The organism is Kribbella sp. NBC_01484 (assembly GCF_036227145.1).
GTDB lineage: Bacteria > Actinomycetota > Actinomycetes > Propionibacteriales > Kribbellaceae > Kribbella.
Genome location: NZ_CP109437.1, coordinates 8,182,659 through 8,206,914 on the forward strand (window position 1 = coordinate 8,182,659; position 24,256 = coordinate 8,206,914).

Consider the following 24,256-nt stretch of genomic DNA (forward strand, 5'->3'; position numbering starts at 1 on the left):
CACCCCCCCCGTTCGGTTGTCACGGGTCCCAGTCACCGCGCTCCGGGTCTATCAGCATCGTGGCCGCGCGGCGCAGGCTCTTCCCAGGGCACAAGGTCCCGACCACCCCGGACAAGGGACCTCCAGCCGGGCGAAGGCCTTTCGGTCCCAGCCCGCGGGAACTTGGCCCCTGCCGTAGCGCCCCGTTCAGGTGTCAGCTGAGGGTGGGCGCGCCGGCGGACCGCCGGCAGCCCTCACCGGGAGGAGCACGACCATGAAAGCGGCACCTGGCGACTGGTTGATGATCGAAGGCACCCATCTCGACGAGCCGAAACGTCACGGTCTGATCCTGGAGGTCCACGGCCCCGACGGCTCGCCGCCGTACATCGTTCGCTGGGACGACACCGGGACCGAGACCCTGGTCATCCCGAGCGCGGGCGCTCATATCCTCACCGCCGAACAGATGAAGCAGGCGCACGGCCGCTGAGCGGCGGACAGGTGGCTGGGCTGGTGGAACAGCGAGGTTCTCGAGTGGAGGCACCGCAGATGACCGCGAACGAGCAGCCGGACGGCGCCGGAGATCTGTCCCGGCGTGTCCGCAGACGCCGCAGCGTACTGGGGCTGACCCGCGAGGAGGTGGCCGCCCGGGCCCGGATGGACTCCGGCTACCTGGCCCGGGTCGAGCATGCGCCCGTCGCCCTGACCACCAGCACCCTGATCCGCCTCGCCGACGCCCTCGACACCACTGTCGCCGAGCTTCTCGGCGCGATCCCCGAACAGCCCCCGGGTCACGGTCGCGCCGCCCTGCGCCCCGTCCTGGCCGAGCTGAGCGAGCAGGAATGCCTCCGGTTGATCGAACCCGGCGGCATCGGCCGGGTCGCCTTCGAGTGGGCCGGCCGGCTGCACGTTCTCCCGGTGAACTTCGCCGTACACCATGGCGGCATCGTGTTCCGGACCGCGGCGACGACATCGATCGGGCAGTACGGCGAGGGACCGGTCGCCTTCGAGGTGGACCGCTTCGACCAGGGCATGCGCCAAGGCTGGAGCGTCCTGATCGACGGCACCGCCCGGCACGCCGACTCCGACCGAGCCTCGTTGCTCAGTACGACGGTCGACCCCTGGGCGGGTGGTGACCGCCAGGTCTACGTTGTGATCACACCGACCTGCATCACCGGTCGCCGGGTCCGCGCCGGGCACGACGCGACGACGGGAGGAAGTCGCCCATGATCACCACGGTCGTCGCCGGGTACGACGGGTCTCCCGCGAGCGAGACCGCGGTCTGGTGGGCGGCCGATGAGGCCGACCGCCGATCGGCGCGACTGCGCCTCACCTACGCCCAGCCGTTGCCGTTCTTCAGCAGCCCACTCGGGATCCCCTCGGTTCCGCTCCCCACCGACATGCTGCGGGTCACGGCCGAACACCTGCTGGCCGAAGCCGCCCAGGAGATCCGGGAGACCTTTCCGCGCCTGCTGGTCGACGCCGTCGTCACCTTCGGCGGCGCCGCACCGGCTTTGTTGCAGGAGGCAATGAACGCCGAGCTGGTCGTGGTCGGCTCCCGGGGCCTCGGCGAGTTCCGGGACCTGGCGATGGGATCGGTATCGGCCCACGTGGCGACGCACGCGGCGTGTCCGGCCGTCGTCGTACCGCCGCGGTGGGAGTCCGGCCAGGCGGGCGGGATCGTCGTCGGAGTCGACGGCTCCAAGTGCTCACTCCAAGCGATCGAGTTCGCCTTCGAGCAGGCAGAGTCCAGGCAGACGACGCTGATGGCCGTGATGGCCTGGCACGACCCGATCAGCACCGGCGCGAACGATCCGCTGCCTGTAGTCTACGACCTCGACACCCTCGAAGAGGAAAGCGCGGCGCTGCTGGCCGAGTCGATGGCCGGCCACCGGGACAAGTACCTGGACGTCCCCGTGGACGAGCTTCTCGTCCACGGGACCGCGCACGACGCACTGCTCTCCGCCGGCCGGTCCGCTGAACTCCTCGTGGTCGGATCCCGGGGCCGTGGCGCGTTCCGTGGCCTCCTGCTCGGCTCGACCAGCCGCGCCCTCGTCCACCACCCACCCTGCCCGGTCGCGGTCGTCCGCTGACTCAGGAGGACACGTTCAGCAGTAGGTAGCCGGCTGCCTACTGCAAGTCGGTGGCGCCAGGGGCCGGGACGGTGTCGTCGAACGCCCAGGTGAGTTCGTTGCGTACGTCGACCACCCCGTCGACCTCACGGGTCAGCCGCTCGGCGGTCGCCGCCATGCTCCGGTCGTCGAGTTCCCCGGTCAGAGTGACGACACCGTCGGCCACCGTCACCTCCACCCCGAATGGGTCGTCCCCCAGCGCGTGCTCGACCAGGTCACGCCGTACCCGCGCGAGAATCTCGTGGTCCGGAGCAACGAACGCGCGCAGCAGATCCGACCTGGTGACGATGCCGATCATGACGTCGCCGCCGGCGTCGGTGACGACCAGTCGGGTGACGCTCCGCGCCGCCATCCGGCGGGCCGCCTCGTCGAGGGTCGAGCCGTCGGTCATGGTGACCGCCGGGCGCGTCATCAGCGTCCGGGCGGTCACGGCGGCCGCCTTCGACCGCGATCGGTGGTGCCACCAGCGAAGCAACCACGGCAATCGGCGGGCCCGCTGGAACTGCTCCTTGCGGAGCAGATCCGTCTCCGAGACCACGCCGACCACGGTGCCGTACCGGTCGACCACCGGTACGGCGCTGATGTGGTGCTCGGCCAGCACTTCGGCCACTGTCTTGAATCCCGCGTCGTCGGGCACGGTGATGACGTCGGTGGTCATCACGTCCGCGACCGTCAGCCGGTGCTTCATAACTCCCCCTCGGCAAGGCGTCCACTCCCATTCCACGAGCTGGCCGATCGCGCGCGCAGGGCCGAAGGTCCCGGTCCTGCCGCCACAGGGCTCGGTCGCCGACCATGGACCCGCCGGGTTCAGGACTGACGGCCCTGCCGGCCGCCCACCCGTTGCCGTGTCCTGGAAGTGACCGCACGAGGAGGACGCCCGTGAACACCACCAAGGCACTGACCAACGACGAGGTGGGCATTCTGCTCGCCGCCGCGGTCCACGCTCCGTCGATGGACAACACCCAGCCGTGGCGGTTCGAGGTCGCCGGGCCGGTGATCGACGTCCGGCTCGACGAGGACCTGGTCCTGCCCGTCGCCGACCCGGCCGGCCGGGCGATCCGGATCGGTCTGGGCGCGGCGGCGTTCAACCTCCGGGTTGCCGCCGCCATGCTCGGGCACGAGTCGACGTTCGCCGTCGCGCCCGACCCGGCCGAACCGGACCTGGTCGCCCGGATCTACCTGTCCGATCGCAGCGGCCTGATCGCCGACCTGTCCGCCCTGTACGGCGAGATCTCGCGCCGGCACACCTATCGCGGACCGATGCTCGACCAGGCCATCCCACCGATCGTCATCAGCGCGCTGACCGACGCTGCTGAGATCGATGGTGCCGAACTGCACTGGCTGGACGACGATGCCACCCGGACGCTCGGGCAGCTCCTGCGGCAGGCCGACGACCTCGACTCGCACGACGAGGACCGCCTGCTGGAGCGCGGCCGGTGGGTCGGCGGCGAGCGGCCGCACGACGGCGTACCGGACGCCGCACTCGGGCCGGTGCCTACCGATCCGGCCATGGTCCGGGATCTGGCGACGGGTCTCGACACACCGGGCCGGGAGCACGTCGTCTTCGAACAGCGCCCGCGCATCGCCGTGCTCTCCACCGGGGACGAAGACGAGTCCGCCTGGGTGCTGGCCGGCCTGGCCTTGGAGCGTGTGTTGCTGACCGCAACTTCCTCGGTGCTGGCCGTCTCCTTCCTCAATCAGGCGCTGGAGTACCCGACCTTGCGGGCACAGGTCCGGGACCTGATCGGCGGACGGAGCTGGCCGCAGATGATCCTCCGGATCGGCTATCCGGCCCAGGCCGAGGAACACACCGGCCGCCGCCCGTGGCGGGACGCGACCAGCTGGGTCGGTCTCGAGCCATGAACGACTGGGTCCACCGGTTCGGTGGCTACGACCCGGCCGACGAGCGGCGCCGTGAGGCGCTGTGCACCGTCGGCAACGGGTACTTCGCGACCAGAGGGGCGTGGGCGGGTGCGGTAGCGGGCGAACACCACTACCCGGGGACGTACCTGGCCGGCTACTACAACCGGCTGGCCGACCAGGTCAACGACCACGTACTCGAGAACGAGAGCCTCGTGAACCTGCCGGACTGGCTGCCGCTGACGGCTGCCATCGACGACGGCGACTGGCTCACTCCCGAGAACTGCGAGGTGGTCGAGCACGACCAGGAGCTGGACCTGCTGCGCGGCGTGCTGACCCGGCGGTTCCGGCTCCGCGATCCGCACGGCCGGGAGGTTCAGGCTGTGGAACGGCGCTTCGCCAGCATGGCCGAGCCACACCTGGCCGGCCAGACCCTGGCCGTCACCGTCCTCAACTGGGAGGGTCGGCTACGGCTGGGGACCGCGGTGAACGGAGCCGTCCGGAACGCCGGAGTCGAGCGCTACCGGAAACTGTCCGGCCGGCATCTGACCGACGTCTCCGCAACGGTTGCTGATGGCAACCTCATGGTCGCGGCGACGACGTCGCAATCCCGCCACCGGGTTGCCGTCGCGACGCGAACCGTTGCCGCCCACAACGGATCGCCGATCACCGAGTGGACCTCGTGGACGGACGCGACATCCGCCTGTGCCGAGGTCGTCGTCCCGGTCCGGAGCGGAGACGTCGTCACCGCCGAGAAGGTGGCCGCGCTCTACGGCTCGCGGGACCCGGGGATCTCCGAACCGCTGCTGGCCAGCCGCACCGCAGTCGCGAACGCGCGCGGCTTCGACCAACTGCGCGACGCCCACGTGCTGGCCTGGTCACACCTGTGGCGGCAGTTCTCGCTCGATCTCGAGGAGCCGTTCGACGGCACCCTGGCCGCTGTCCGGTTGAACCTCTTCCACTTGCTCCAATCGGTCTCGCCGTACAGCGCCGACACCGATGCCGGCGTACCCGCTCGCGGCCTGCACGGGGAGGCGTACCGGGGCCACATCTTCTGGGACGAGTTGTTCGTCTTTCCGGTCCTCACCTTGCGCATGCCGGCGCTGACGCGGGCACTGCTGCTGTACCGGTACCGGCGGCTGCCCGCCGCCCGGCTGGCGGCTCGGCTGGCGGGCTGTCCGGGAGCCATGTACCCGTGGCAGTCCGGCAGCGACGGCCGCGAGGAGAGCCAGCGGCTGCATCTCAACCCGTTGTCCGGTCGCTGGAGCGAGGACGCGACCTTCCGGCAACGGCACGTCGGCCTGGCGATCGCCTACACCATGTGGCAGTACGTCGAGCTGACCGGCGACCTCGCATTCCTCGGCGACTACGGTGCCGAGGTCATCGTCGAGGTGGCGCGGTTCTTCGCCGGCCTCGCGGAGTACGACCAGGGTCGCGACCGGTACGTGATCCGCGGTGTGGTCGGACCCGACGAGTTCCACACCGGCTATCCCGATCAGCCGGCCGCGGGGATCGACAACAACGCCTACACGAACGTGATGGCCGTCTGGCTGTTCGGCGTGGCCGCGAAGGCCCTCGCGCTGCTACCGGACTGGCAGCGCACGCAGCTGGTCGAGTCCCTCGGCCTCCGCGCCGAGGAACTGAGTCACTGGGACCAACTGACCCGTCGGATGTACGTCCCGTTCCACGACGGGGTGATCAGCCAGTTCGAGGGATACGAGCAGCTTTCCGAGCTCGACTGGGAGCACTACCGGGCCGAGTACGGCGATATTCGCCGGCTGGACCGGATCCTCGAAGCCGAGGGACAGGACGTCACGGCGTACCAGGTCTCCAAGCAGGCCGACGTACTGATGCTGCTGTACCTCCTGCCCCGCCGGGAGTTGCGCGAGCTGATGGAAAGGCTCGGCTACCCGCTGACCGCCGAAACGATCCGCGCCACGGTCGAGTACTACCTGGCCCGCACGTGCCACGGCTCGTCGCTGAGCGCGGTTGTGCACGCCTGGGGGTTGGCGATGCTCGATCCCGATCGGGCTCTGGGCTTCCTCGAACAGGCACTGCACAGCGACGCCGGCGATCCGAGCCAGACAGGCACGACCGCCGAGGGCATCCACCTTGCCGCGATGGCCGGCGGCGCCGATCTCATCCAGCGCTGTTTCACCGGCCTGAGCACGTCGAACGACGTACTCCGCTTCGGGCCGCACTGGCCGGGCAAACTCGGCACACTCCGGATGGTGCTGCGCTACCGAGGACACCGTCTCGTCGCCGAAGTGTCCACCAGCGGGCTGACGCTCACCGTCGATCCCGGCCCGGGCGCGCCGATCACCGTGCGCTGCTTCGGCCGAACGCGGCAATTGAAGGCCGGCGAGTCCCACACCTGGCCGTCCAGCTGATCAGCTGGACGGTCGGCGGCCGTAGACAAAGTAGGCGATCGGCACCGCACCGACCGCGTTGATGAGCGTGATCGCGAGCGCCCAGAGTGCCTTGGAGCCTCTGACCTCGGTCGCTGGGCGGCGCGCCAGGTCAGCGAGGGCGGCAGCTTTCAAGGCGCTCTCGAGGGCGGCACCGGCGATGATGACACGGCGCCTGCCAGGACTGAGGTCGTGCCACTTGGTTCCGGCCACGTCTCCACCATGCGCCTAGCCGACCTCCCCGGCAAGGGAGGTCGGCCAGGCCCGCATTGCTCAGCGTGTGTCGCTGTCCGCCGAGGTCGGCGCCACAGCGGCGCGGCCGGCTTCGAGGCGGGCGATCGGGATGCGGTACGGGGAGCAGGAGACGTAGTCCAGCCCGGCCTCGGCGAAGAAGGCGATCGACGCCGGGTCGCCGCCGTGCTCACCGCAGACACCGATGACCAGGTCGGGGTTGCCGCTGCGTCCCTCGGCGACGGCGATCCGGACCAAACGGCCCACACCCACGACATCCAGCGACTCGAACGGCGAGACCGCGAAGATCCCGGCGTCGAAGTAGCGCGGGAAGATCGATGCCTCCACGTCGTCGCGGCTGAACGCCCAGGTCAGCTGGGTGAGGTCGTTGGTGCCGAACGAGAAGAAGTCGGCGGACCGGGCGATCTGCTCGGCACCCAGCGCCGCCCTCGGCACCTCGATCATCGCGCCGATCCGGGTCGGGACCGTGCGGCCGGTTCGGGTCGCCACCTCGGCGAGGACACCTTCGATCTCCTGCCGCACCAGGTGCAGCTCGGCTTCGCCGGCCACCAACGGCACCATGATCTCCGGGAGCACCGTCTTGCCCTCACCCGTCACGATGACGGCCGCCTCGGCGATCGCCCTGGCCTGCATTTCGAACAGCCCCGGGATGACGATGCCCAGCCGGACACCGCGCAGTCCCAGCATCGGATTGCTCTCGTGCATCCGCTGGACCGCCGGCAGCAGGCGCTCCGCGTCGACGTCGGGAGTGCCGGTGGCTCGGCCGACGGCCGCCCGCACCGACAGGTCGGTCAGGTCGGGCAGGAACTCGTGCAGCGGCGGATCGATCAGCCGCACGGTCACCGGCAGACCGGCCATCGCCCGGAAGATCCCGACGAAGTCGTCGCGCTGGAGCCGCAGCAGTTCCTCGAGCACCGTCTGCTGGTCCGAGGCACCTTCGGCGAGCACCAGCCGCTCGACGAGCTTGCGCCGCTCACCGAGGAACATGTGCTCTGTCCGGCACAGCCCGATGCCGCCCGCGCCGAACTGCCGGGCGCGCTCGGCGTCCGCGGGAGTGTCGGCATTCGCGTGGACGCCGAGCCTGCGACGGACATCCGCGTGCCGCAGCAGCCGGTCGACCGCACGCACCAGGTCGTCCGCCTCGGCGAGGCTCAGACGGCCCTCGAAGTACTCCACGATCGGAGAGGCCACCACAGGAACCTCACCGCGGTAGACGACGCCCGTCGTCCCGTCCAGTGAGAGCACGTCGCCTTCCTCGACGACGGCACCCTCGGCCGTGACAGCGCGACGCGCCACCGGGTCCACGGACAGGCTGTCCACGCCGCAGACACAGGTCTTGCCCATTCCTCGAGCGACGACCGCGGCGTGGGAGGTCTTGCCACCTCGAGTGGTGAGGATCCCCACCGCTGCCAGCATGCCGGGCAGGTCGTCGGGGTTCGTCTCCCGGCGGACGAGTACGACGTGCCGGCCGTCGGCGGCGAACCGCTGTGCCGCCTCGGAGTCGAAGGCCGCGACCCCTACCGCGGCACCCGGCGAGGCGGGCACACCGTGGGCCAACTCCGGTACGCCGTGCCGCTCGCCGAACCGTGGGAACATCAACTGTCCGAGCTGGGCGCCGCTGACGCGCAACAATGCCTCGTCGAGGGTGATGAGGCCCTCGTCGACCAACTGGACCGCGATCCGGAACGCCGCCCCAGCGGTGCGTTTGCCGACCCGCGTCTGCAGCATCCACAGCCGGCCACGCTCGATCGTGAACTCGATGTCACACAAGTCGCGGTAGTGCCGTTCCAAGGTGGTCATCGCGGTCACCAGTCCGGCATAACTCACCGCATCGATGTCGGCGAGCCGCGCCAACGGAACGGTGTTGCGGACCCCGGCGACGACGTCCTCGCCCTGAGCGTCCTGGAGGTAGTCTCCGTAGACCCCGGTCGCACCCGACGCCGGGTCGCGCGTGAAGGCGACACCGGTGCCGCTGTCCGGACCGCGGTTGCCGAAGACCATCGCCATCACGTTGACCGCTGTGCCGAGGTCGTCCGGAATGTGCTCCTGGCGCCGGTACAAACGAGCCCGAGGCGTCGACCACGAGCGGAAGACGGCACGGACCGCGAGGTCGAGCTGCTCCGCCGGATCCTGCGGGAAGGGCCGGCCTGCGTGGTCGGCGATCACCTGCTTCAGCGCCGTACAGGCACGTTCGATCGCCGGGGCCGGCAGCTCCTCAGGAGTCCCGACGCCCCATTCGGCGTACTCCGTGGACACGGCCGCCTGCAGCAGGTCGTCCGGGACGTCGAGAACGGTGCGCGCGTACATCTGCAGCAGCCGCCGGTAGGAGTCCCACGCGAAGTGCTCGTTGCCCGAGTGCTTCGCCAGCCCGTGGACCGACTCGTCGGTCAGCCCGATGTCGAGGATGGTTTCCATCATCCCGGGCATCGAGAACTTCCCACCCGAGCGGACCGAGATCAGCAGCGGGTCGGCCGGGTCACCCAGCCGGCGACCCATCACCTGTTCGAGCCGGCCGAGGTGCGCCGTGATCTCGCCGGCCAGCCCGGCCGGCAGGTCTCCGGTCTCCAGATAGGCACGGCACGCCGTGGTCCCGATCGTGAATCCCGGCGGAACCGGGAGTCCCAGCCGGGTCATCTCCGCGAGATTGGCGCCCTTCCCACCGAGTAGCTCTTTCTGGTCCATGCTCCCTTCGGCGAAGTCGAAGACGTAGCGGCCGGTCGTCGGCATTGTGGTCATGTGTATGCCACCTCCCTTTCTCACGGTCCTGTCCCTCGCGCCGCGGGCACAGGGCCGAAGGTCCCGTTCGAGGACCAGTCCGCCGCGGTCGCGGTGAGTGGTTAGGGTGCAGGCATGGGGAGCAGCGTCTACATCGCGTCGGTGGAGGGGTCCACCGGAAAGTCCACGGTCGCCCTCGGAGTGCTTCAGCAACTGTCGCGCCGGGTCGAACGGGTGGCTGTGTTCCGTCCCATCGTTCGTCCGGACACGGCGACGTACGGTGGTCGGGACTACGTACTGGACCTCCTGACCGCCCACGAGGCGGTCCAGTCGGCGTACGGCGAGAGCCTCGGCGTCACGTACGACGAGGTGCATGCGGACCCCGACGCCGCGCTCGACGCGATCGTGCAGCGCTACCACGAGATCGCCGACCACGTCGACGCCGTACTCGTGGTCGGCAGCGACTACACCGATGTGGGGACTCCGACAGAGTTCTCCTTCAACGCCAAGATCGCCGCCAACCTGGGCACACCGGTCGTCCTCGTCCTCAACGGGTTCCAGCGCAGCCCGCATGAGGTTCGGATGATCGCCGACATGGCTGTCGGGGAACTGCGCGGCAACCACGGGTCGCTGGCCGCGGTGGTCGCCAACCGCGTCACCCCCAACCACCTCGCTGACACCGTCGCGGTACTGGCAGGCGCCGGTGCACCGGCGTTCGCCCTGCCGGAGGAGCCGCTCCTCACTCAGCCCACGGTCGCGGACCTGATGGTCCCGGTCGAAGGCCGTCTGCTGAGGGGTGATCCCGCCCTGCTGACGCGAGAGGTCACCGGCCTCGTCGTCGCCGGGATGACGATGCCGAACGTGCTCGACAGGCTGTTCGACGGCGCAGCGGTGGTGACTGCGGCAGATCGGCCGGAGGTGGTCCTCGGGGTGCTGGTCGCGCACGCGTCGCTCAACTTCCCGCAGATCTCCGCGGTCGTCCTCAACGGCGGCTTCACGCTGCCGGCGCAGGTCCAGCGGCTGCTCGACGGGGTCGGGGTGACACTGCCCATCCTCGAGACCACTCTCGACACGCAGGCCACGTCGGCGGCACTGACCGCCGTCCGCGGCAGGCTCACGAAGGACTCGCCGCGCAAGGTGGACGCGGCGTTGTCCCTGTTCGAGCAGAACGTCGACGGCGAGGCCCTCCTCGATCAACTGGAGGTCGCGCGCAGCAACGCGGTGACGCCGCTGATGTTCGAGCACCAGCTGATCGACGAAGCAGTTGCCCACCGCAAGCACATCGTCCTGCCCGAAGGCGAGGAGGAGCGGATCCTGCGGGCCGCGGACGTCCTGCTCCGCCGTGGAGTGGCCGACCTGACCCTGCTCGGGAATCCGGTGGTGATCAGCGCGAAGGCCGCCGCACTCGGCGCCGACGTGGCGGCCGCCCGGATCGTCGACCCCGAGCACGACCACCTCGCCGAGCGGCTCGCGGACGAACTGCACCGGCTCCGGAAGCATCGCGGGATCGACCTGGACCGAGCCCGCGAGCTGGTCAGAGACGTCTCGTACTTCGGCACGATGATGGTCCAGCTCGGCCTCGCCGACGGCATGGTGTCCGGCGCGGCGCACACCACCGCCCACACCATCCGGCCCGCGCTCGAGATCGTCAAGACCGTGCCTGGGGTCTCCGTCGTCTCCTCGGTGTTCTTCATGTGCCTGCAGAACCAGGTCCTGGTGTACGGCGACTGTGCGGTCAACCCGGATCCCACCGCCGAGCAGCTCGCGGACATCGCGATCTCCTCGGCCGCGACGGCGGTTGCCTTCGGCATCCAACCGCGGGTCGCCATGCTGTCCTACTCGACCGGGACCTCCGGATCGGGGACCGACGTCGAAAAGGTGTCGAAGGCAACGATGATCATCCGCGAACGAGCACCGGAGCTGCCGGTCGAGGGACCGATCCAGTACGACGCCGCGATCGACAGCGCGGTGGCGAGGACGAAGCTGCCCGGCTCGCCGGTGGCAGGGCGGGCGACCGTGTTCATCTTCCCCGACCTGAATACCGGCAACAACACCTACAAGGCGGTCCAGCGCTCGGCGAACGCCGTCGCGGTCGGGCCGGTCCTGCAAGGTCTGCGCCGACCCGTCAACGATCTGTCGCGCGGAGCGACCGTACGAGACATCATCAACACCGTCGCGATCACCGCCGTCCAGGCCGCCGGGAGCCGCACGCAATGAGCGACCACGTCCTGGTGATCAACGCCGGCTCCTCGTCGCTCAAGTACAGCGTGGTCCACGCCCGCACTGGTGAAGCGGCGGCCGCCGGCCTGGTAGAGCGCATCGGGGAAGGCGAGGGCCGCCACGTCCACCGCGGCCCGGCCGGCGAGACCGAGACGACGCGGTCGATACCCACCCACGAGGATGCGCTGCGCGCGGCGATCGATGCCTTCGAGAAGCACGGGCCATCACTCGCCGACCTCGACCTCAGGGCGGTGGGCCACCGCGTAGTCCACGGAGGCTCCCGGTTCTCGGCTTCGGCGCCGATCGACGACGCACTGATCGCCGAAGTGACCGGGCTGGTACCGCTCGCCCCGCTGCACAACCCGGCGAACCTGGAGGGAATCCGGGTCGCCCGCCGGGTCTTCCCCGACCTGCCACAGGTCGCCGTGTTCGACACCGCGTTCCATCAAACGCTCCCTCCGCACGCCTACACCTACGCGGTGCCGTTGACCTGGCTGGAGGACCACGGGGTCCGCCGCTACGGCTTCCACGGAACATCGCACGCGTTCGTCTCCCACGAGACCGCTCGACTGCTCGGACGTGATCCGGCCGAGACGAACGTCATCGTGCTGCACCTCGGCAACGGGTGCTCGGCCTCGGCCGTTCTGGGTGGCCGGTCGGTGGAGACCTCGATGGGCCTGACTCCGCTGGAGGGACTCGTGATGGGGACCCGCTCCGGCGACGTGGACCCCGCGATCCCGGCGTACCTGGCGCGGGAACTGGGCATGTCCGTGGACGAGATCGACCGTGCGCTCAACTCGGCATCGGGACTGAAAGGCCTGGCCGGCGAGAACGACTTCCGTGAACTGTCGCGACTGCGCGCACGGGGTGACGAGCACGCCAGTCTCGCCTTCGACGTCTACTGCCACCGGATCCGCAAGTACGTCGGCGCCTACTACGCCGTCCTGGGGACAGTCCACGCCGTCGTCTTCACCGCCGGTGTGGGTGAGCACTCGGCCGAGGTCCGGGCTGCGTCTCTGGCCGGTCTGGAACGCCTCGGGATCGCCATCGACAGCAACCGGAACAACGCAGCGTTCTCCGGAGCGCACCGCATCTCCACCGACGCCGGCGAGGTCGCGGTGTTCGTGGTCCCCACCAACGAGGAGTGGCAGATCGCGCGCGAGACCCTCGGCGTCGTACGTCATGGTTCGGGGGCGTGACTGACGGCTCTGATGAACGGCGACGATCTGCCCGCCGCTTGGCCGGGCAGTTCCGCCACTGGTGACGACCGGTTAGCTTTGGGTATGTGAGTGAGGCCCCGAGCGATCGCTGGGACGAGGGCGCGCTGGAGTTCGCCGGGCTGTCCCGGGTCCGGCTCGACGCCCTCCTGCAGGAGCTTCTCGGCCGCGTCGACGAGATCATCGACTCGCAGGAGCGGTTGCGTGCGCTGCTGGACGCCGTCGTCGTCATCGGCGCCGACCTCGACCTCACGAGCACGCTGGACCGGATCATCACCGCGGCCTGTGAGCTCGTCGGCGCCCGCCACGGCGCGCTGGGCGTGGTCGGACCGGACGGCAAGCGGCTGAGCCGGTTCATCACCCACGGTGTCACCGCCGAAGAGATCGCGGCGATCGGGCCACTACCCGAGGGACACGGCCTGCTGGGCGCGCTGAGCGATCACCCCGCATCGCTCCGCCTGCGCGACCTGTCCGAACACCCCCGATCGTTCGGCTTCCCCGCGAACCACCCGCCGATGAAGAGCTTTCTCGGTCTGCCGGTGCGCACCCGGGACCACGTCTTCGGCAACGTCTACCTCACCGAGAAGGCCGACGGTGCGGACTTCACCGAGGACGACGAGCGCGCCCTGACCGCGCTGGCCGCGGCGGCGGGAGTCGTGATCGACAACGCCCGCCTCTACGCCGACACCGAACGCAGGCGACGCTGGCACGAGGTGACCGCGGAGATCACCCAGCTCATGCTCGGTGACTACGACCCGAACGATGCCTTGCGACTGATCGCCCGCCGGGCCAGAGAGGTCCCGGAGGTCGAGATGCTCGGGCGCACTATCATCGCGCCACTTCCATCCGGCAGCCTCAGTACGGGCGGGCTCCTGATCGTCGCCGCCAGCCAGAGCGCGACCCTCTCCGTGACCGTGGGGACGGATGTGCTCCGGATGTTCGCCAACCAGGCGACGCTCGCTCTCGAGCGGGCTCAAGCACACCGCGACCGGTCGATGATCGCCGTCCTGGAGGACCGGGACCGGATCGCCGGGGACCTGCACGACCTCGTCATCCAGCGGCTGTTCGCGACCGGCCTGCAACTGCAGGGAATGCACAAGGTGGCACGGCCGGACGTGCGGGAACGGATTGGCCGGGCCGTTGCCGACATCGACACCACCATCACGGATCTGCGCGCCGCCATCTTCGAGCTCCGTCATCGCCCCGGCGACATCTCCTTGCGCGCGGATGTCAGTGCCCTGGTCGCAGAGCACGCCGAGCCGCTGGGCTTCCGGCCCGCGCTGACCTGTACCGGGCCGCTCGACACCGCCGTACCCGCCGCTGTCCGTCCGCAGATCCTCGCCGCGATCAGGGAGTCGCTGTCGAACGTGGTACGCCACGCACGGGCAACGCACGTTACCGTCCAGGTGATCGTCACCGGCCAGGAGGTCGTCGCCCGGGTTGCCGATGACGGCGTCGGTCTGCCTCCTGATGCCCATCAGACCGGCCTGCGCGACCTTCGCGAGCGGGCCGCCGCACTCGGTGGTGCCGTCCACATCGGTCCCAATGAGCCGACCGGCACCGTGGTGGAGCTGCGCACCCCGCTGAACTGGTCACGTCTCGCCGGGCCCCGACGATCGCCACGTGCTCCGAGTCCCAGTGGAGTCAGGGACTTTCGGCCCTACTGCGGCGCTCTCCGCCAGATGATCGTTGGTTTGTCCACCGCAGGGAGGCCCTCATGAGCACGCAGCAGTTCGATCACTCGCGTCTGCAGATCGTCAGCCGGGCAGATTGCCTGGAGCTGCTCGAGTCGGTCCCGCTCGGGCGGCTGGTCTACACCTACGGCGGTCTCCCCGCGGTTCGGCTGGTGAACTTCGTGCTGGACGACGACACGATCGTGTTCAGCACCGCGACCGGCGACAAGTTCCGGGCCGCGGAGCGGGGTGACGTGGTCGCCTTCGAGGCCGATGACGTGGACCTCGAGCGTCACCTCGGCTGGACCGTGACCGCCATCGGGCACTTGTCCGTGGTTTCCCCGGAGGAGACCGCCGAGCTCCGCCAGACCCTGCCCTTGCATTCGTGGCTGCCGATGGACGATCCACAGCTGGTCCGGCTCGGAATCGAATCCGTCCACGGGCGGCGCCTGGTTCCCTGGGGGCAGCGTCCTCGGGCCGCGAGCTCACACCAGCAGTGATATTTTCGAGTACCTTGGACCCGTGGCTGAGGGCTCACGGTCAGGGAGTGGAAGCTGGGACGAAGGAGCGCTGGAGTTCGCAGGCTTGTCCCGGGTGCGTCTTGATGCCCTCCTGCAGGAGGTCCTCGGCCGCGTCGACGAGGTCATGGACACCCAGGAGCGCCTGCGCGCCCTCCTCGACGCGGTCGTCGGCATCGGCGCCGACCTCGACTTGAACAGCACCCTGGACCGCATCGTGAGCGCCGCCTGCGAACTGGCCGGTGCCCAGTACGGCGCTCTCGGTGTCGTCGGCCCGGACGGCAAGCGGCTCGTCCGCTTCATCACCCACGGTGTCACCGACGAGCAGATCGCCGCGATCGGCCCGTACCCCGAGGGTCACGGCATCCTGGGTCTGCTGATCGAGCACCCCGAACCGATCCGCATGCACGATCTCGCCGAGGACCCGCGCTCGTACGGCTTCCCGGCGAACCACCCACCGATGAAGAGCTTCCTCGGTGTTCCGATCCAGACCCGCGAGCACGCCTTCGGCAACCTGTACCTGACCGAGAAGACCGGCGGCGCCGACTTCACCGAGGACGACGAACGCACGGTGACCGCGCTCGCCGCTGCCGCCGGGGTCGTGATCGACAACGCCCGGCTGTACGCCGATACCGAGCAGCGCCGGCGCTGGCACGAGGTCACCGCCGAGATCACGCAGCTGATGCTCGGCGAGTTCGAACCCGGGCAAGCACTCCAACTGATCGCGCAGCGATCCCGCGAACTGTCCGGGGCACTGGTGGCAGCGGTGCTGCTCATCGAGGACTCCGACCTCGTCGTGCGGGCCGTCGACGGACCACCGCAGTTCGAGCGCTTCCTCGGCCGCCATGTCCCGGCCGACCTTCCGGTGGTCGGCCACGCGATCACCGGGCACGCCCAGGTGGTGATCGAGGATCTGGCTCAGGTGCTGAAGGACACCGGCGGCCTCGCCGAGTTCCCCGAGGCGGCCGACCTCGCGCGGACGACGACGGTGCCGCTGCCGGCCGGCGGCACCGGCACCGGCGGTCTGCTCGTGGTCGCCATGGAACACGGGTCCACCACGCGAGTGTCCGAGGGCACGGACCTGATCCGGATGTTCGCCGGCCAGGCCACCTTGGCCCTGGAACGCGCCCAGGCGCAGCACGACCGCGACGTGCTCGCGGTGCTCGAGGATCGCGACCGGATCGCCCGGGATCTGCACGATCTGGTGATCCAGCGGCTCTTCGCCACCGGGCTGCAACTCCAGGGCATGCATCGGCTTGCCCGCCCCGAAGATCAGCATCGACTCAGCCGGGCGGTCGAGGACATCGACACGACCATCCACGATCTTCGGGCCGCGATCTTCCAGCTTCAGCAGACACCGGAATCCAGTTCGCTGCGTGGCGACGTTCAGGCGCTCGTCGCGGAGTACGCCGAACCACTCGGATTCCGGCCCCAGCTGATCTGCACCGGCCCGATCGACACCGTCGTACCGGATCCCGTCCGCCCGCAGATCCTCGCCACCGTCCGGGAGACGCTGTCCAATGTCGTCCGCCACGCCCAGGCCTCCCACGCGACGGTCGAGATAGCGGTCGGCTCAGGTGAGGTGATGGCCCGGATCTCCGACGACGGCGTCGGCATCGGGACCAGCGATCGCAGAAGCGGGCTGCGCAACCTCGCCGAGCGTGCCCAGGCCCTCGGCGGAAGCGTCCAGCTCACCGGCAGCGAGCCGCACGGCACGGTGGTGGAGTTCAGGGCGCCGATCGGCGACTGACCGACTGCCGAAGGGCCTCCCGAATCGGGACTCTTGCCCGCAGCGCCACCCTCCTCCCTGGCGCGAAGCTGAGGTATCACCAGTGGGAGGAGCCACCGATGTCGGACCAGCACTTGCCGGCGGAGCACGTCGACAGCCTGCTCGCAGCGGCCATCGCCGCGCCCAGCATGCACAACACCCAGCCGTGGCGGTTCGAGGTGAACGGTCACGTCATCGACCTCTTCCTCGACGGCTCACGCACCCTGCCCGCCGAGGACCCCACTGGCCGGGCGATGCGGATCGCGGCCGGTGCCGCGACCTTCAACCTGCGCTGCGCGGCCGCCGCCCTCGGCTACGGCACCTGGTTCGGCCTCGCGCCGTACCCGGAAGAACCCGACCTGCTGGCCCGCATCGTCATCGAACCCACGAGCGCCCAGGACGACGACCTTCGCAACCTCGCCGAGCAGATTCCGCGCCGGCACACCGACCGTCGCCCCTCCGATCCGACGCCGTTGGCCGAGAAGATCCGCGTCGGTCTGCTGCGGGCGGCGTTCGCCGAGGGCGCCGAGCTGACGTGGCTCGGCGAACCTGAGATCCGCGCCGTGCTCGACCTGGTGCTCGACACCGACCTGCGTGAGATCAGGGACTGGCATCGCCGCGCCGAACGCGCCCACTGGGTCGGCGGTGAGCGCACCACCGAAGGAGTGCCGAGCTCGGCGCTCGGACCACGATCCGCCAGCTACCCGGCGGCCGTTCGCGACCTGGCCACCCGGCCGGCCGACCGGGCCCGCGATCAGGGCACCTTCGAGGCCAACCCGGATCTCGCCATCCTGTCCACCGACTTCGACGAGCCCGCAGACCAGGTCACCGCCGGCGCCGCGCTCGAACGTGTCCTGCTGACCGCGACCCGAGAGGGCGTCAGCGCGTCGTTCCTCAACCAGCCGCTCGAGTTCGAGGACCTGCGCCGCAAGGTGCAGCGCCTCACCCAGCGGCCGGGGCACGCCCACATGATCATCCGCTTCAGTCGCAGCCATCCCGGCGTCGGAACTGCCCGCCGGCCGATCGCCGACTTCCGAACCACCAAGGAGCAGCCATGACCACCACCCTGCAACAGGAGATCGACCGCTGGGAGGCCGACCTCGAGACCATCGCGGCGAACAGTGCCTCGGACAGCTGGTTCCTGGAGGAACGCCGCTTCGCCGAAGCGCAGCAGACGATCACCGCATACCGCGGCCGCATCCTGCCCACCTTCACGAGTCAGCAACCGCACGACACGATCGTCGCCCACGAGATCGAGCACCTCGTCGACCACCTCGAAGACCTCCGCAACGACCTCTACCGAACCGTCCACCCACCCACATCTCACCAGCAGGTCGCCGAAGCCATCGCCGCTCTGCGCGCCCTCTCGCGGGTCGCTCTGCGGTTCGAGGACACAGTCCAGAACGCGTAGTGACCAGCCGTCCCCGTCTCGGCCCTACCGAGACGGGGACGCTGCACGTCCGGTTCAGCTGTCCGCGCGCATGCGGCGGGCGTGCCAGTCGGGTTCGGGGTTCGCCGGTGTCAGGCGCATTCGGATGTCGACCGCGAAGGCGCCGGACGGGCCGGCGATCAGCGGGTTGATGTCGAGTTCTGCCAGCTCGGGGACCTGTTCGGCGAGCCAAGCGATGCGGTGGATGACGTCCAGGACGGCCTCCTGGTCCGCAGCTTGGGCGCCGCGGTAGCCGGCCAGCAGTGGTGCGCAGCGCAGTGAGTGCAGCGTCTCGATGGCGTCGAGGTCCGTGAGCGGTAGGCCACGCCACTGGCGGTCGGCCAGCAGGTCGGTGAGGATGCCACCGCTACCGGCCATGAGCAGCGGCCCGAACAGACGGTCCCGCACCACGCCGATCACCAACTCGGTCCCACCCGGTGCCATCGCCTGCACCACGACCTGCGGGTCCCCGGCAGCGGCGACAACCTCGTCGTACGCCGTCGCCACCTGCACCGAGTTCGCCAACCCAACCCGCACACCGCCGATATCGGTCTTGTGCAGGACGCCGGGCGCAGCAGTCTTCAGTGCGACCGGATACCCCGCCGACTCGGCCGCCCGGATCGCCTCGGAACGAGTCGACGCGGCGAGGACCGGGATCGCCGGAACCCCGGCGCACTGCAGAAGCTGGCCGGATTGCAACGGCCCCATCCAGCCACCGTCCGGGCTCTGCTCGAGGAACCACCGCACGACGGCTCGCGCTCCAACACCATCGACCCGCGCCAGCTCCGGTACGACGCCCTGCGGCCGCGACCGCCACTCGGCGTACTGAACGGCATGGGCCAACGCGCGCACGGCGCTCTCCGGGAACGGGAACACCGGCAAGCGACGGCCGTCCGCAAGCGCGACCTCCGGCGCGGCGTGAGTCGCACCGACGCAGTTCACGACGATCGGCACCTCGGCCTGGGTCGCGGTCCTGGCGACAGCGTCGTAGATGTCCTCGACCCGGCCGGCGCGCGTCGCGGCATAGCAGACCAGCACGATGTCGACCTCGCCGCTGTCGACGATGACCTTCAAGGCTCGGGCCAGGCTCTTCGGAGACGCGGCCGCGCCGAGGTCGACAGGGTTGCCGCTGCCCACCGCACCGACCGCCGCCAGCTCACCCTGAACAGCCGAGCTCAGCTCCGGCAGTTCGAGACCGAGCCGGCCGGCCGCGTCAGCGGCGAGCACTCCCGCACCACCCGCGTTGCCGACGACGGCGAGCCGACGGCCACGAGGCAACGGCCGGACGCTCAGCACCCGGGCCGTCTCCACCAGTTCCTCGACGGTGTCCATCCGCAGTACGCCGGACTGCGCGAACAGGGCGTCCACAGCGGTCTCAGGAGTCGACGCCGCGGCAGTGTGCGAGGCGCCGGCCCGCCGGCCACCCGCCGAACGACCGCCCTTCACGACGAGAATCGGCTTCGTCCGGCCGACCAGGCGGGCCAGTCCGCCGAACTTGCGCGGGTTCCCGAACGACTCCAGGTACAGCCCGATCACCGCGGTCCGCGGGTCGCCCCACCAGTGCAGCAGCAGATCGTTGCCACTGACATCGACTTTGTTGCCGAGGGAGACGAACTCGGAGATGCCCAGCCCGGTCCGGGCCGCCTGATCGAGCACCGCGATGCCGACGGCACCGGACTGCGCCGCGATCGCCAGCGTTCCGCGCGTGGGCGAGACCTCGGCGAAGGTCGCGTTCAGATTGATCGCCGGGTCGGTGTTCACCAGCCCGAGGCAGTTCGGGCCGATCAGCCGGATGCTGTTCCGGCGGGCGACCTCGAGGATCTCCCGCTGCGCCTCGTGCCCGGCAGCCCCGAGCTCGGAGAAGCCCGAGGTCAGCACGACTGCTCCCCCCACACCCTTGGCGCCACACTCGGTCAGGACCTGCCGGACCTGCTCGGCCGGGACCGCGATGATCGCGAGATCGACCTCACCGGGCACGTCCGCGACCGACGGGTACGACGGCAGGTCCGCGACCCGGTCCGCGTGCGGATTGACGGCGTACACGGGTCCGGTGAAGTTGCCCTTGACAAGGTTCCGCAGGACCTCGTGGCCGATCCCGCCAGGGTTCCGGCCGGCGCCGATCACGGCCACCGCGCGGGGCGAGAACAGCCGGTGCAGCGAACGGTCTTCAGCCGCCCGCTCGCGGTCGGCCATCCGTTCCAGCGTCGAGGGCCGGTACGCCGTATCCAGCACCAGCTCGACCACACCGCTGTCCAGCCTGCGGACCTGTTCGAAACCGGAGTCGGCGAACACGCGCAGCATGCCCGCGTTCTCGGCCAGGGTGTCGGCGCGCAGCCGCTGGATCCCGTTCTCCCGGGCCATCGCTGCGAGCTGCTCGAGGAGAAGGGTGCCGATCCCCCGGCCGTGCACCGAATCCTCCAGCAGGAAGGCCATCTCGGCCTCACCCGCGCGCAGCGGTTCGTAACTCGCCACGCCCACCAGTTGGCCGCCGTACTCGGCCACCACCGCGACATGCCCGTCGTCGTGGACTGTCGCCAAGTGGTGCGTGTGCTGGTCGGCGTTGGATCGGCTGATCCCGAAGAATCGCAGGTAGATCGACCGGTCCGACACCCGCCGGTTCATCGCTTCCAGCGCCGGCTCGTCGTCCTCCCGGAGCGGACGGATCCGCACGACCGAACCGTCCGAGGCGAGCACATCCCAGCCCGCGCCGGACCGCCCACCCACTTGCTCGACCGCCGTCATCACGTCTCCTTCCGACACCCCACCAGCTCACCGCGGCGAAGCCTGCCCAGGCCAGTGCCGATGGGTCCCACGACGGCGGGACCTTCGACTCTGGGTGAGCACTGCCCGCTGCCGCGACGCTGGGAGCCATGGATGAGCTCACCGGCAAGCCCCTGTCCGCCGACGAGGTCGCCGACCTCGACGCCTATTGGCGGGCGGCCAACTATCTGTCCGCCGGCCAGATCTACCTCCTCGGCAACCCCCTGCTCACCGAACCGCTGCGGCCCGAGCACATCAAGCCACGCCTGCTCGGTCACTGGGGTACGACGCCTGGACTGAACATGCTCTACACGCACCTCAACCGGGTGATCCGACGGCGCGACCTGAGCATGATGTACGTCATCGGTCCGGGACATGGCGGGCCGGCCATCGCGGCGAATACGTGGCTCGAAGGCAGCTACAGCCACACCTACCCGGACGTGTCCCGGGACGCCGACGGGATGGCGAAGCTCTTCCGTCAGTTCTCCTTCCCCGGCGGCATCCCGAGTCACGTCGCCCCCGAGCTGCCCGGCTCGATCCACGAGGGCGGCGAACTGGGCTACTCCCTGAGCCACGCGTACGGCGCCGTACTCGACAATCCGGACCTGGTCGTTGCCTGCGTCATCGGCGACGGCGAGGCCGAGACCGGCCCGCTGGCGACTTCGTGGCACTCGAACAAGTTCCTCGATCCCCGCACCGACGGCGCGGTCCTGCCGATCCTGCACCTCAACGGCTACAAGATCGCCAATCCCGCCGTACTGGCCCGGATCGGTGACGACGAACTGACCCGGCTGTTCGAGGGCTACGGCTACCAGCCGTACCTGGTCGACGGCGACGAGCCCGAGCACGTCCACCAGGCTTTGGCGCTGACCCTCGACCAGGTGCTCGACGAGATCGCCGAGATCCAGGCCGAAGCGCGCGCCCATGAGGGAACACCTCGTCGCCGCTGGCCGATGATCGTCCTCCGCACACCCAAGGGGTGGACCGGGCCCCACGAGGTCGACGGCCTGCAGGTCGAAGGGACGTGGCGGTCGCATCAGGTGCCGCTGACGAACGTACGGACGTCACCGGACCACTTGCGGCTCCTCGAGCAATGGATGCGCAGCTACCGGCCGGAAGAACTGTTCGACGCCGACGGCCGGCCGGTTGCCCGGCTGCTCGCGCAAGTACCACCTGATGACCGCCGGATGGGATCCAGTCCGCACAGCAACGGCGGCCTGCTATCGCAGGACCTCGAGCTGCCGGAGCTCACGCAGTACGCAGTACCGGTCGCCGGCCCGGGCGAAACCGACCACGAGCCCACGCGGGTCCTCGGCAACTACTTGCGCGACGTGATGCGAGCCAGCCTGCCGCATCGGAACTTCCGCGTCTTCGGTCCGGACGAGACCGCCTCCAACCGGCTGGACGCCCTGTACGACGTCACCGGCAAAGCCTGGAACGCCGAGGTCCTGCCCACCGACGAGCACCTGGCGGTGGACGGCCGGGTGATGGAGATCCTCAGCGAGCACACCTGCCAGGGCTGGCTCGAGGGCTACCTGCTGACCGGCAGGCACGGCTGGTTCTCCTGCTACGAGGCGTTCGTGCACATCGTCGACTCGATGGTCAACCAGCACGCGAAGTGGCTCAAGGTCACCCGCTCGCTCCCGTGGCGGCGACCGATCCCCTCGCTCAACTACCTGCTCACCTCGCACGTCTGGCGGCAGGACCACAACGGCTTCTCCCATCAGGACCCCGGTTTCATCGACCACGTGGTGAACAAGAAGGCCGAGGTGATCCGCGTCTACCTGCCGCCGGACACCAACACGCTGCTGTCGACCGCCGAGCACTGCCTGCGCAGCCATGACTACATCAACGTGATCGTCGCCGGCAAGCAGCCCCAGGCGGACTGGCTCGGCCCCGAGGACGCCGCCTTGCACTGCGCGCGCGGCCTCGGCATCTGGGACTTCGCGAGCAACGACGACGGCTCACCCGATGTGGTGATGGCGTGCGCGGGCGACGTACCGACGCTGGAGACGCTCGCCGCGGTGAGCCTGCTGCGCGAGCACCTGCCGTCGTTGAAGGTCCGGGTCGTCAACGTGGTCGACCTGATGCGCCTGCAACCGGCCAGCGAGCATCCCCACGGCTTGGCCGATGCCGACTTCGACGCGCTGTTCACGACGGACAGGCCCGTCATCTTCGCCTACCACGGGTACCCGTGGCTGATCCACCGGCTCACCTACCGGCGGACTAACCACCACAACCTCCACGTCCGTGGCTACAAGGAGGAAGGCACGACCACAACGCCGTTCGACATGGTGGTCCGCAACGACCTGGACCGCTACCACCTCGCCCTCGACGTCATCGACCGGGTCCCCGGGCTCGGTCAGCGGGCCGCCGAGGTCCGCCAATGGCTCATCGACCAGCGAGCGCGACACCACGCCTACATCCTGGCCCACGGCGAGGACATGCCCGAGATCACGAACTGGCGCTGGCCAGGGACGTCGACGTGACGGCGAAGAAGGTCGTCGTCGGCATCGACGGCGAGGCCGACTGCGAGAACGCGATCCGGTGGGGTGCCGCCGAGGCCGCGTCCAAGGGGCTCGCTCTGCAGTTGGTGCACGCGTTCGTGTGGGCGGAGTTCCGGGTTCCGCTCGGACCCAGCGATGTCGCGCCCGGGCTCCGCGCCGCCGCCGACAAGATCGTCGCAGAGGCGCTCGAGGTGGCGCATAGCTTCGACCCTGGCGTGCCGATCACGGCGGAGCGGGTCGATGGTTTCCCCACGCCCGTTCTGCTGGCGGCATCCCGGGACGCCGAGCGGATCGTGATCGGCAGCCGGGCATCGGGCCGGGCCGTCAGCCTGCTCGTCGGCTCCACCGGACTGGAGCTCGCCGCCCACGCGCACTGTCCGGTGGTCGTCGTACGCCCCAGCGACGACTCCTTGGTGGGCAGCCGGGTGGTGATCGGGTACGACGGGTCGGCGGCCGCCGACGCGGCGGTCGACTTCGGGCTCGAGTACGCGCGGCGCCACGAACTCGCCGCCCGGATCGTGACGGTCCTGGCGGACGACGAGGACGACGACCACGACCTCACGGCCGCGCTCCGTGCCCACGCGGACGCGCGGACCGCCGAGGTGATCGAGGTGCCCGGTCATCCCTCGGAACTTCTGCTCGAGTGGTCCGCCGATGCACAACTCCTGGTCGTCGGGTCTCGCGGTCGCGGCGGTTTCGCCGGACTGCTGCTCGGCTCCGTAAGCCAGACCATGCTGCACCAGCCCCCGTGCCCGGTCGCTGTCATCCCCCGCGCGGCGATCGAGGGCCCTGAGGCCCGCTAGCCGAGGCCGTTCGGCACT

18 protein-coding genes are annotated in these 24,256 nt (G+C 69.7%); 14 read left to right on the top strand and 4 right to left on the bottom strand.

What is annotated here, in order from left to right; all coding sequences use genetic code 11:
• Positions 1-253: 253 nt before the first annotated feature.
• From OG555_RS39560 to OG555_RS39570, 3 genes are read left to right on the top strand one after another with little or no spacing between them, the layout of a single operon-like run.
• On the top strand, positions 254-466 hold the full coding sequence (locus OG555_RS39560; RefSeq protein WP_329478722.1) for a DUF1918 domain-containing protein: 213 nt from the start codon (positions 254-256) through the stop codon (positions 464-466).
• A gap of 59 nt (positions 467-525) precedes the next feature.
• On the top strand, positions 526-1,206 hold the full coding sequence (locus tag OG555_RS39565) for a helix-turn-helix domain-containing protein (RefSeq protein WP_329478725.1): 681 nt from the start codon (positions 526-528) through the stop codon (positions 1,204-1,206).
• Positions 1,203-2,069 (top strand): universal stress protein, encoded by an 867-nt coding sequence (locus OG555_RS39570; RefSeq protein ID WP_329478727.1) that lies wholly within the window; start codon positions 1,203-1,205, stop codon positions 2,067-2,069. Before OG555_RS39565 ends, OG555_RS39570 begins: the two co-directional genes overlap by 4 nt.
• 37 nt (positions 2,070-2,106) lie before the next feature.
• Here OG555_RS39570 and OG555_RS39575 read toward each other — a convergent pair whose 3' ends face one another.
• On the bottom strand, positions 2,107-2,796 hold the full coding sequence (locus tag OG555_RS39575) for a CBS domain-containing protein (protein ID WP_329478729.1): 690 nt from the start codon (positions 2,794-2,796) through the stop codon (positions 2,107-2,109).
• A 191-nt stretch (positions 2,797-2,987) separates the two neighbouring features.
• Here OG555_RS39575 and OG555_RS39580 point away from each other — a divergent pair, with 191 nt between their 5' ends.
• Positions 2,988-3,971, top strand: coding sequence for an Acg family FMN-binding oxidoreductase (locus tag OG555_RS39580; protein ID WP_329478731.1), 984 nt, complete (start codon positions 2,988-2,990; stop codon positions 3,969-3,971).
• On the top strand, positions 3,968-6,358 hold the full coding sequence (locus OG555_RS39585) for a glycoside hydrolase family 65 protein (RefSeq protein ID WP_329478733.1): 2,391 nt from the start codon (positions 3,968-3,970) through the stop codon (positions 6,356-6,358). The genes OG555_RS39580 and OG555_RS39585 overlap by 4 nt, the downstream gene beginning before the upstream one ends.
• Here OG555_RS39585 and OG555_RS39590 read toward each other — a convergent pair whose 3' ends face one another.
• Both OG555_RS39590 and ppdK read right to left on the bottom strand, forming a co-directional pair.
• Complete coding sequence (locus OG555_RS39590) at positions 6,359-6,589, bottom strand: hypothetical protein (RefSeq protein ID WP_329478735.1); 231 nt, start codon at positions 6,587-6,589, stop codon at positions 6,359-6,361.
• A gap of 60 nt (positions 6,590-6,649) precedes the next feature.
• Positions 6,650-9,364 (bottom strand): pyruvate, phosphate dikinase, encoded by a 2,715-nt coding sequence (gene ppdK, locus OG555_RS39595; protein ID WP_329478737.1) that lies wholly within the window; start codon positions 9,362-9,364, stop codon positions 6,650-6,652.
• 114 nt (positions 9,365-9,478) lie between these two features.
• Between ppdK and pta the strand changes: the two genes are divergently transcribed.
• From pta to OG555_RS39630, 7 genes are all read left to right on the top strand, one after another.
• Positions 9,479-11,560: a phosphate acetyltransferase gene (pta, locus tag OG555_RS39600; RefSeq protein WP_329478740.1), complete on the top strand. Its 2,082-nt coding sequence runs from the start codon at positions 9,479-9,481 to the stop codon at positions 11,558-11,560.
• A complete protein-coding gene (locus OG555_RS39605; RefSeq protein WP_329478742.1) occupies positions 11,557-12,762 on the top strand; it encodes an acetate/propionate family kinase in 1,206 nt (401 codons plus the stop codon). The genes pta and OG555_RS39605 overlap by 4 nt, the downstream gene beginning before the upstream one ends.
• An 86-nt stretch (positions 12,763-12,848) precedes the next feature.
• A complete protein-coding gene (locus OG555_RS39610) occupies positions 12,849-14,501 on the top strand; it encodes a GAF domain-containing sensor histidine kinase (protein WP_329478744.1) in 1,653 nt (550 codons plus the stop codon).
• Complete coding sequence (locus OG555_RS39615) at positions 14,498-14,953, top strand: pyridoxamine 5'-phosphate oxidase family protein (RefSeq protein ID WP_329478746.1); 456 nt, start codon at positions 14,498-14,500, stop codon at positions 14,951-14,953. Before OG555_RS39610 ends, OG555_RS39615 begins: the two co-directional genes overlap by 4 nt.
• A gap of 22 nt (positions 14,954-14,975) precedes the next feature.
• The gene (locus tag OG555_RS39620; protein WP_329478748.1) at positions 14,976-16,721 is read left to right on the top strand and encodes a GAF domain-containing sensor histidine kinase; all 1,746 of its coding nucleotides are present in this window, start codon (positions 14,976-14,978) and stop codon (positions 16,719-16,721) included.
• A gap of 98 nt (positions 16,722-16,819) precedes the next feature.
• Positions 16,820-17,797, top strand: coding sequence for an Acg family FMN-binding oxidoreductase (locus OG555_RS39625; RefSeq protein ID WP_329478750.1), 978 nt, complete (start codon positions 16,820-16,822; stop codon positions 17,795-17,797).
• Positions 17,794-18,150, top strand: coding sequence for a hypothetical protein (locus tag OG555_RS39630; protein ID WP_329478752.1), 357 nt, complete (start codon positions 17,794-17,796; stop codon positions 18,148-18,150). The genes OG555_RS39625 and OG555_RS39630 overlap by 4 nt, the downstream gene beginning before the upstream one ends.
• Before the next feature lie 54 nt (positions 18,151-18,204).
• Here OG555_RS39630 and OG555_RS39635 read toward each other — a convergent pair whose 3' ends face one another.
• On the bottom strand, positions 18,205-20,910 hold the full coding sequence (locus OG555_RS39635; RefSeq protein ID WP_329478754.1) for a bifunctional acetate--CoA ligase family protein/GNAT family N-acetyltransferase: 2,706 nt from the start codon (positions 20,908-20,910) through the stop codon (positions 18,205-18,207).
• Between the two features lie 128 nt (positions 20,911-21,038).
• Here OG555_RS39635 and OG555_RS39640 point away from each other — a divergent pair, with 128 nt between their 5' ends.
• Positions 21,039-23,417 carry a phosphoketolase family protein gene (locus OG555_RS39640; RefSeq protein ID WP_329478758.1) on the top strand — a complete coding sequence of 793 codons (2,379 nt, stop codon included), beginning with the start codon at positions 21,039-21,041 and terminating at the stop codon, positions 23,415-23,417.
• Positions 23,414-24,238: a universal stress protein gene (locus OG555_RS39645; RefSeq protein ID WP_329478760.1), complete on the top strand. Its 825-nt coding sequence runs from the start codon at positions 23,414-23,416 to the stop codon at positions 24,236-24,238. The genes OG555_RS39640 and OG555_RS39645 overlap by 4 nt, the downstream gene beginning before the upstream one ends.
• Positions 24,239-24,256: the final 18 nt, after the last annotated feature.

Bases quoted from the DNA above. Each gene is read 5' to 3' on its own strand.
- pta (WP_329478740.1), top strand. From the start codon at position 9,479: ATGGGGAGCAGCGTCTACATCGCGTCGGTGGAGGGGTCCACCGGAAAG.
- OG555_RS39605 (WP_329478742.1), top strand. From the start codon at position 11,557: ATGAGCGACCACGTCCTGGTGATCAACGCCGGCTCCTCGTCGCTCAAG.
- OG555_RS39585 (WP_329478733.1), top strand. From the start codon at position 3,968: ATGAACGACTGGGTCCACCGGTTCGGTGGCTACGACCCGGCCGACGAG.
- OG555_RS39565 (WP_329478725.1), top strand. From the start codon at position 526: ATGACCGCGAACGAGCAGCCGGACGGCGCCGGAGATCTGTCCCGGCGT.
- OG555_RS39570 (WP_329478727.1), top strand. From the start codon at position 1,203: ATGATCACCACGGTCGTCGCCGGGTACGACGGGTCTCCCGCGAGCGAG.
- OG555_RS39560 (WP_329478722.1), top strand. From the start codon at position 254: ATGAAAGCGGCACCTGGCGACTGGTTGATGATCGAAGGCACCCATCTC.
- OG555_RS39575 (WP_329478729.1), bottom strand. From the start codon at position 2,796: ATGAAGCACCGGCTGACGGTCGCGGACGTGATGACCACCGACGTCATC.
- OG555_RS39640 (WP_329478758.1), top strand. From the start codon at position 21,039: ATGGATGAGCTCACCGGCAAGCCCCTGTCCGCCGACGAGGTCGCCGAC.
- ppdK (WP_329478737.1), bottom strand. From the start codon at position 9,364: ATGACCACAATGCCGACGACCGGCCGCTACGTCTTCGACTTCGCCGAA.
- OG555_RS39635 (WP_329478754.1), bottom strand. From the start codon at position 20,910: ATGACGGCGGTCGAGCAAGTGGGTGGGCGGTCCGGCGCGGGCTGGGAT.
- OG555_RS39625 (WP_329478750.1), top strand. From the start codon at position 16,820: ATGTCGGACCAGCACTTGCCGGCGGAGCACGTCGACAGCCTGCTCGCA.
- OG555_RS39630 (WP_329478752.1), top strand. From the start codon at position 17,794: ATGACCACCACCCTGCAACAGGAGATCGACCGCTGGGAGGCCGACCTC.
- OG555_RS39615 (WP_329478746.1), top strand. From the start codon at position 14,498: ATGAGCACGCAGCAGTTCGATCACTCGCGTCTGCAGATCGTCAGCCGG.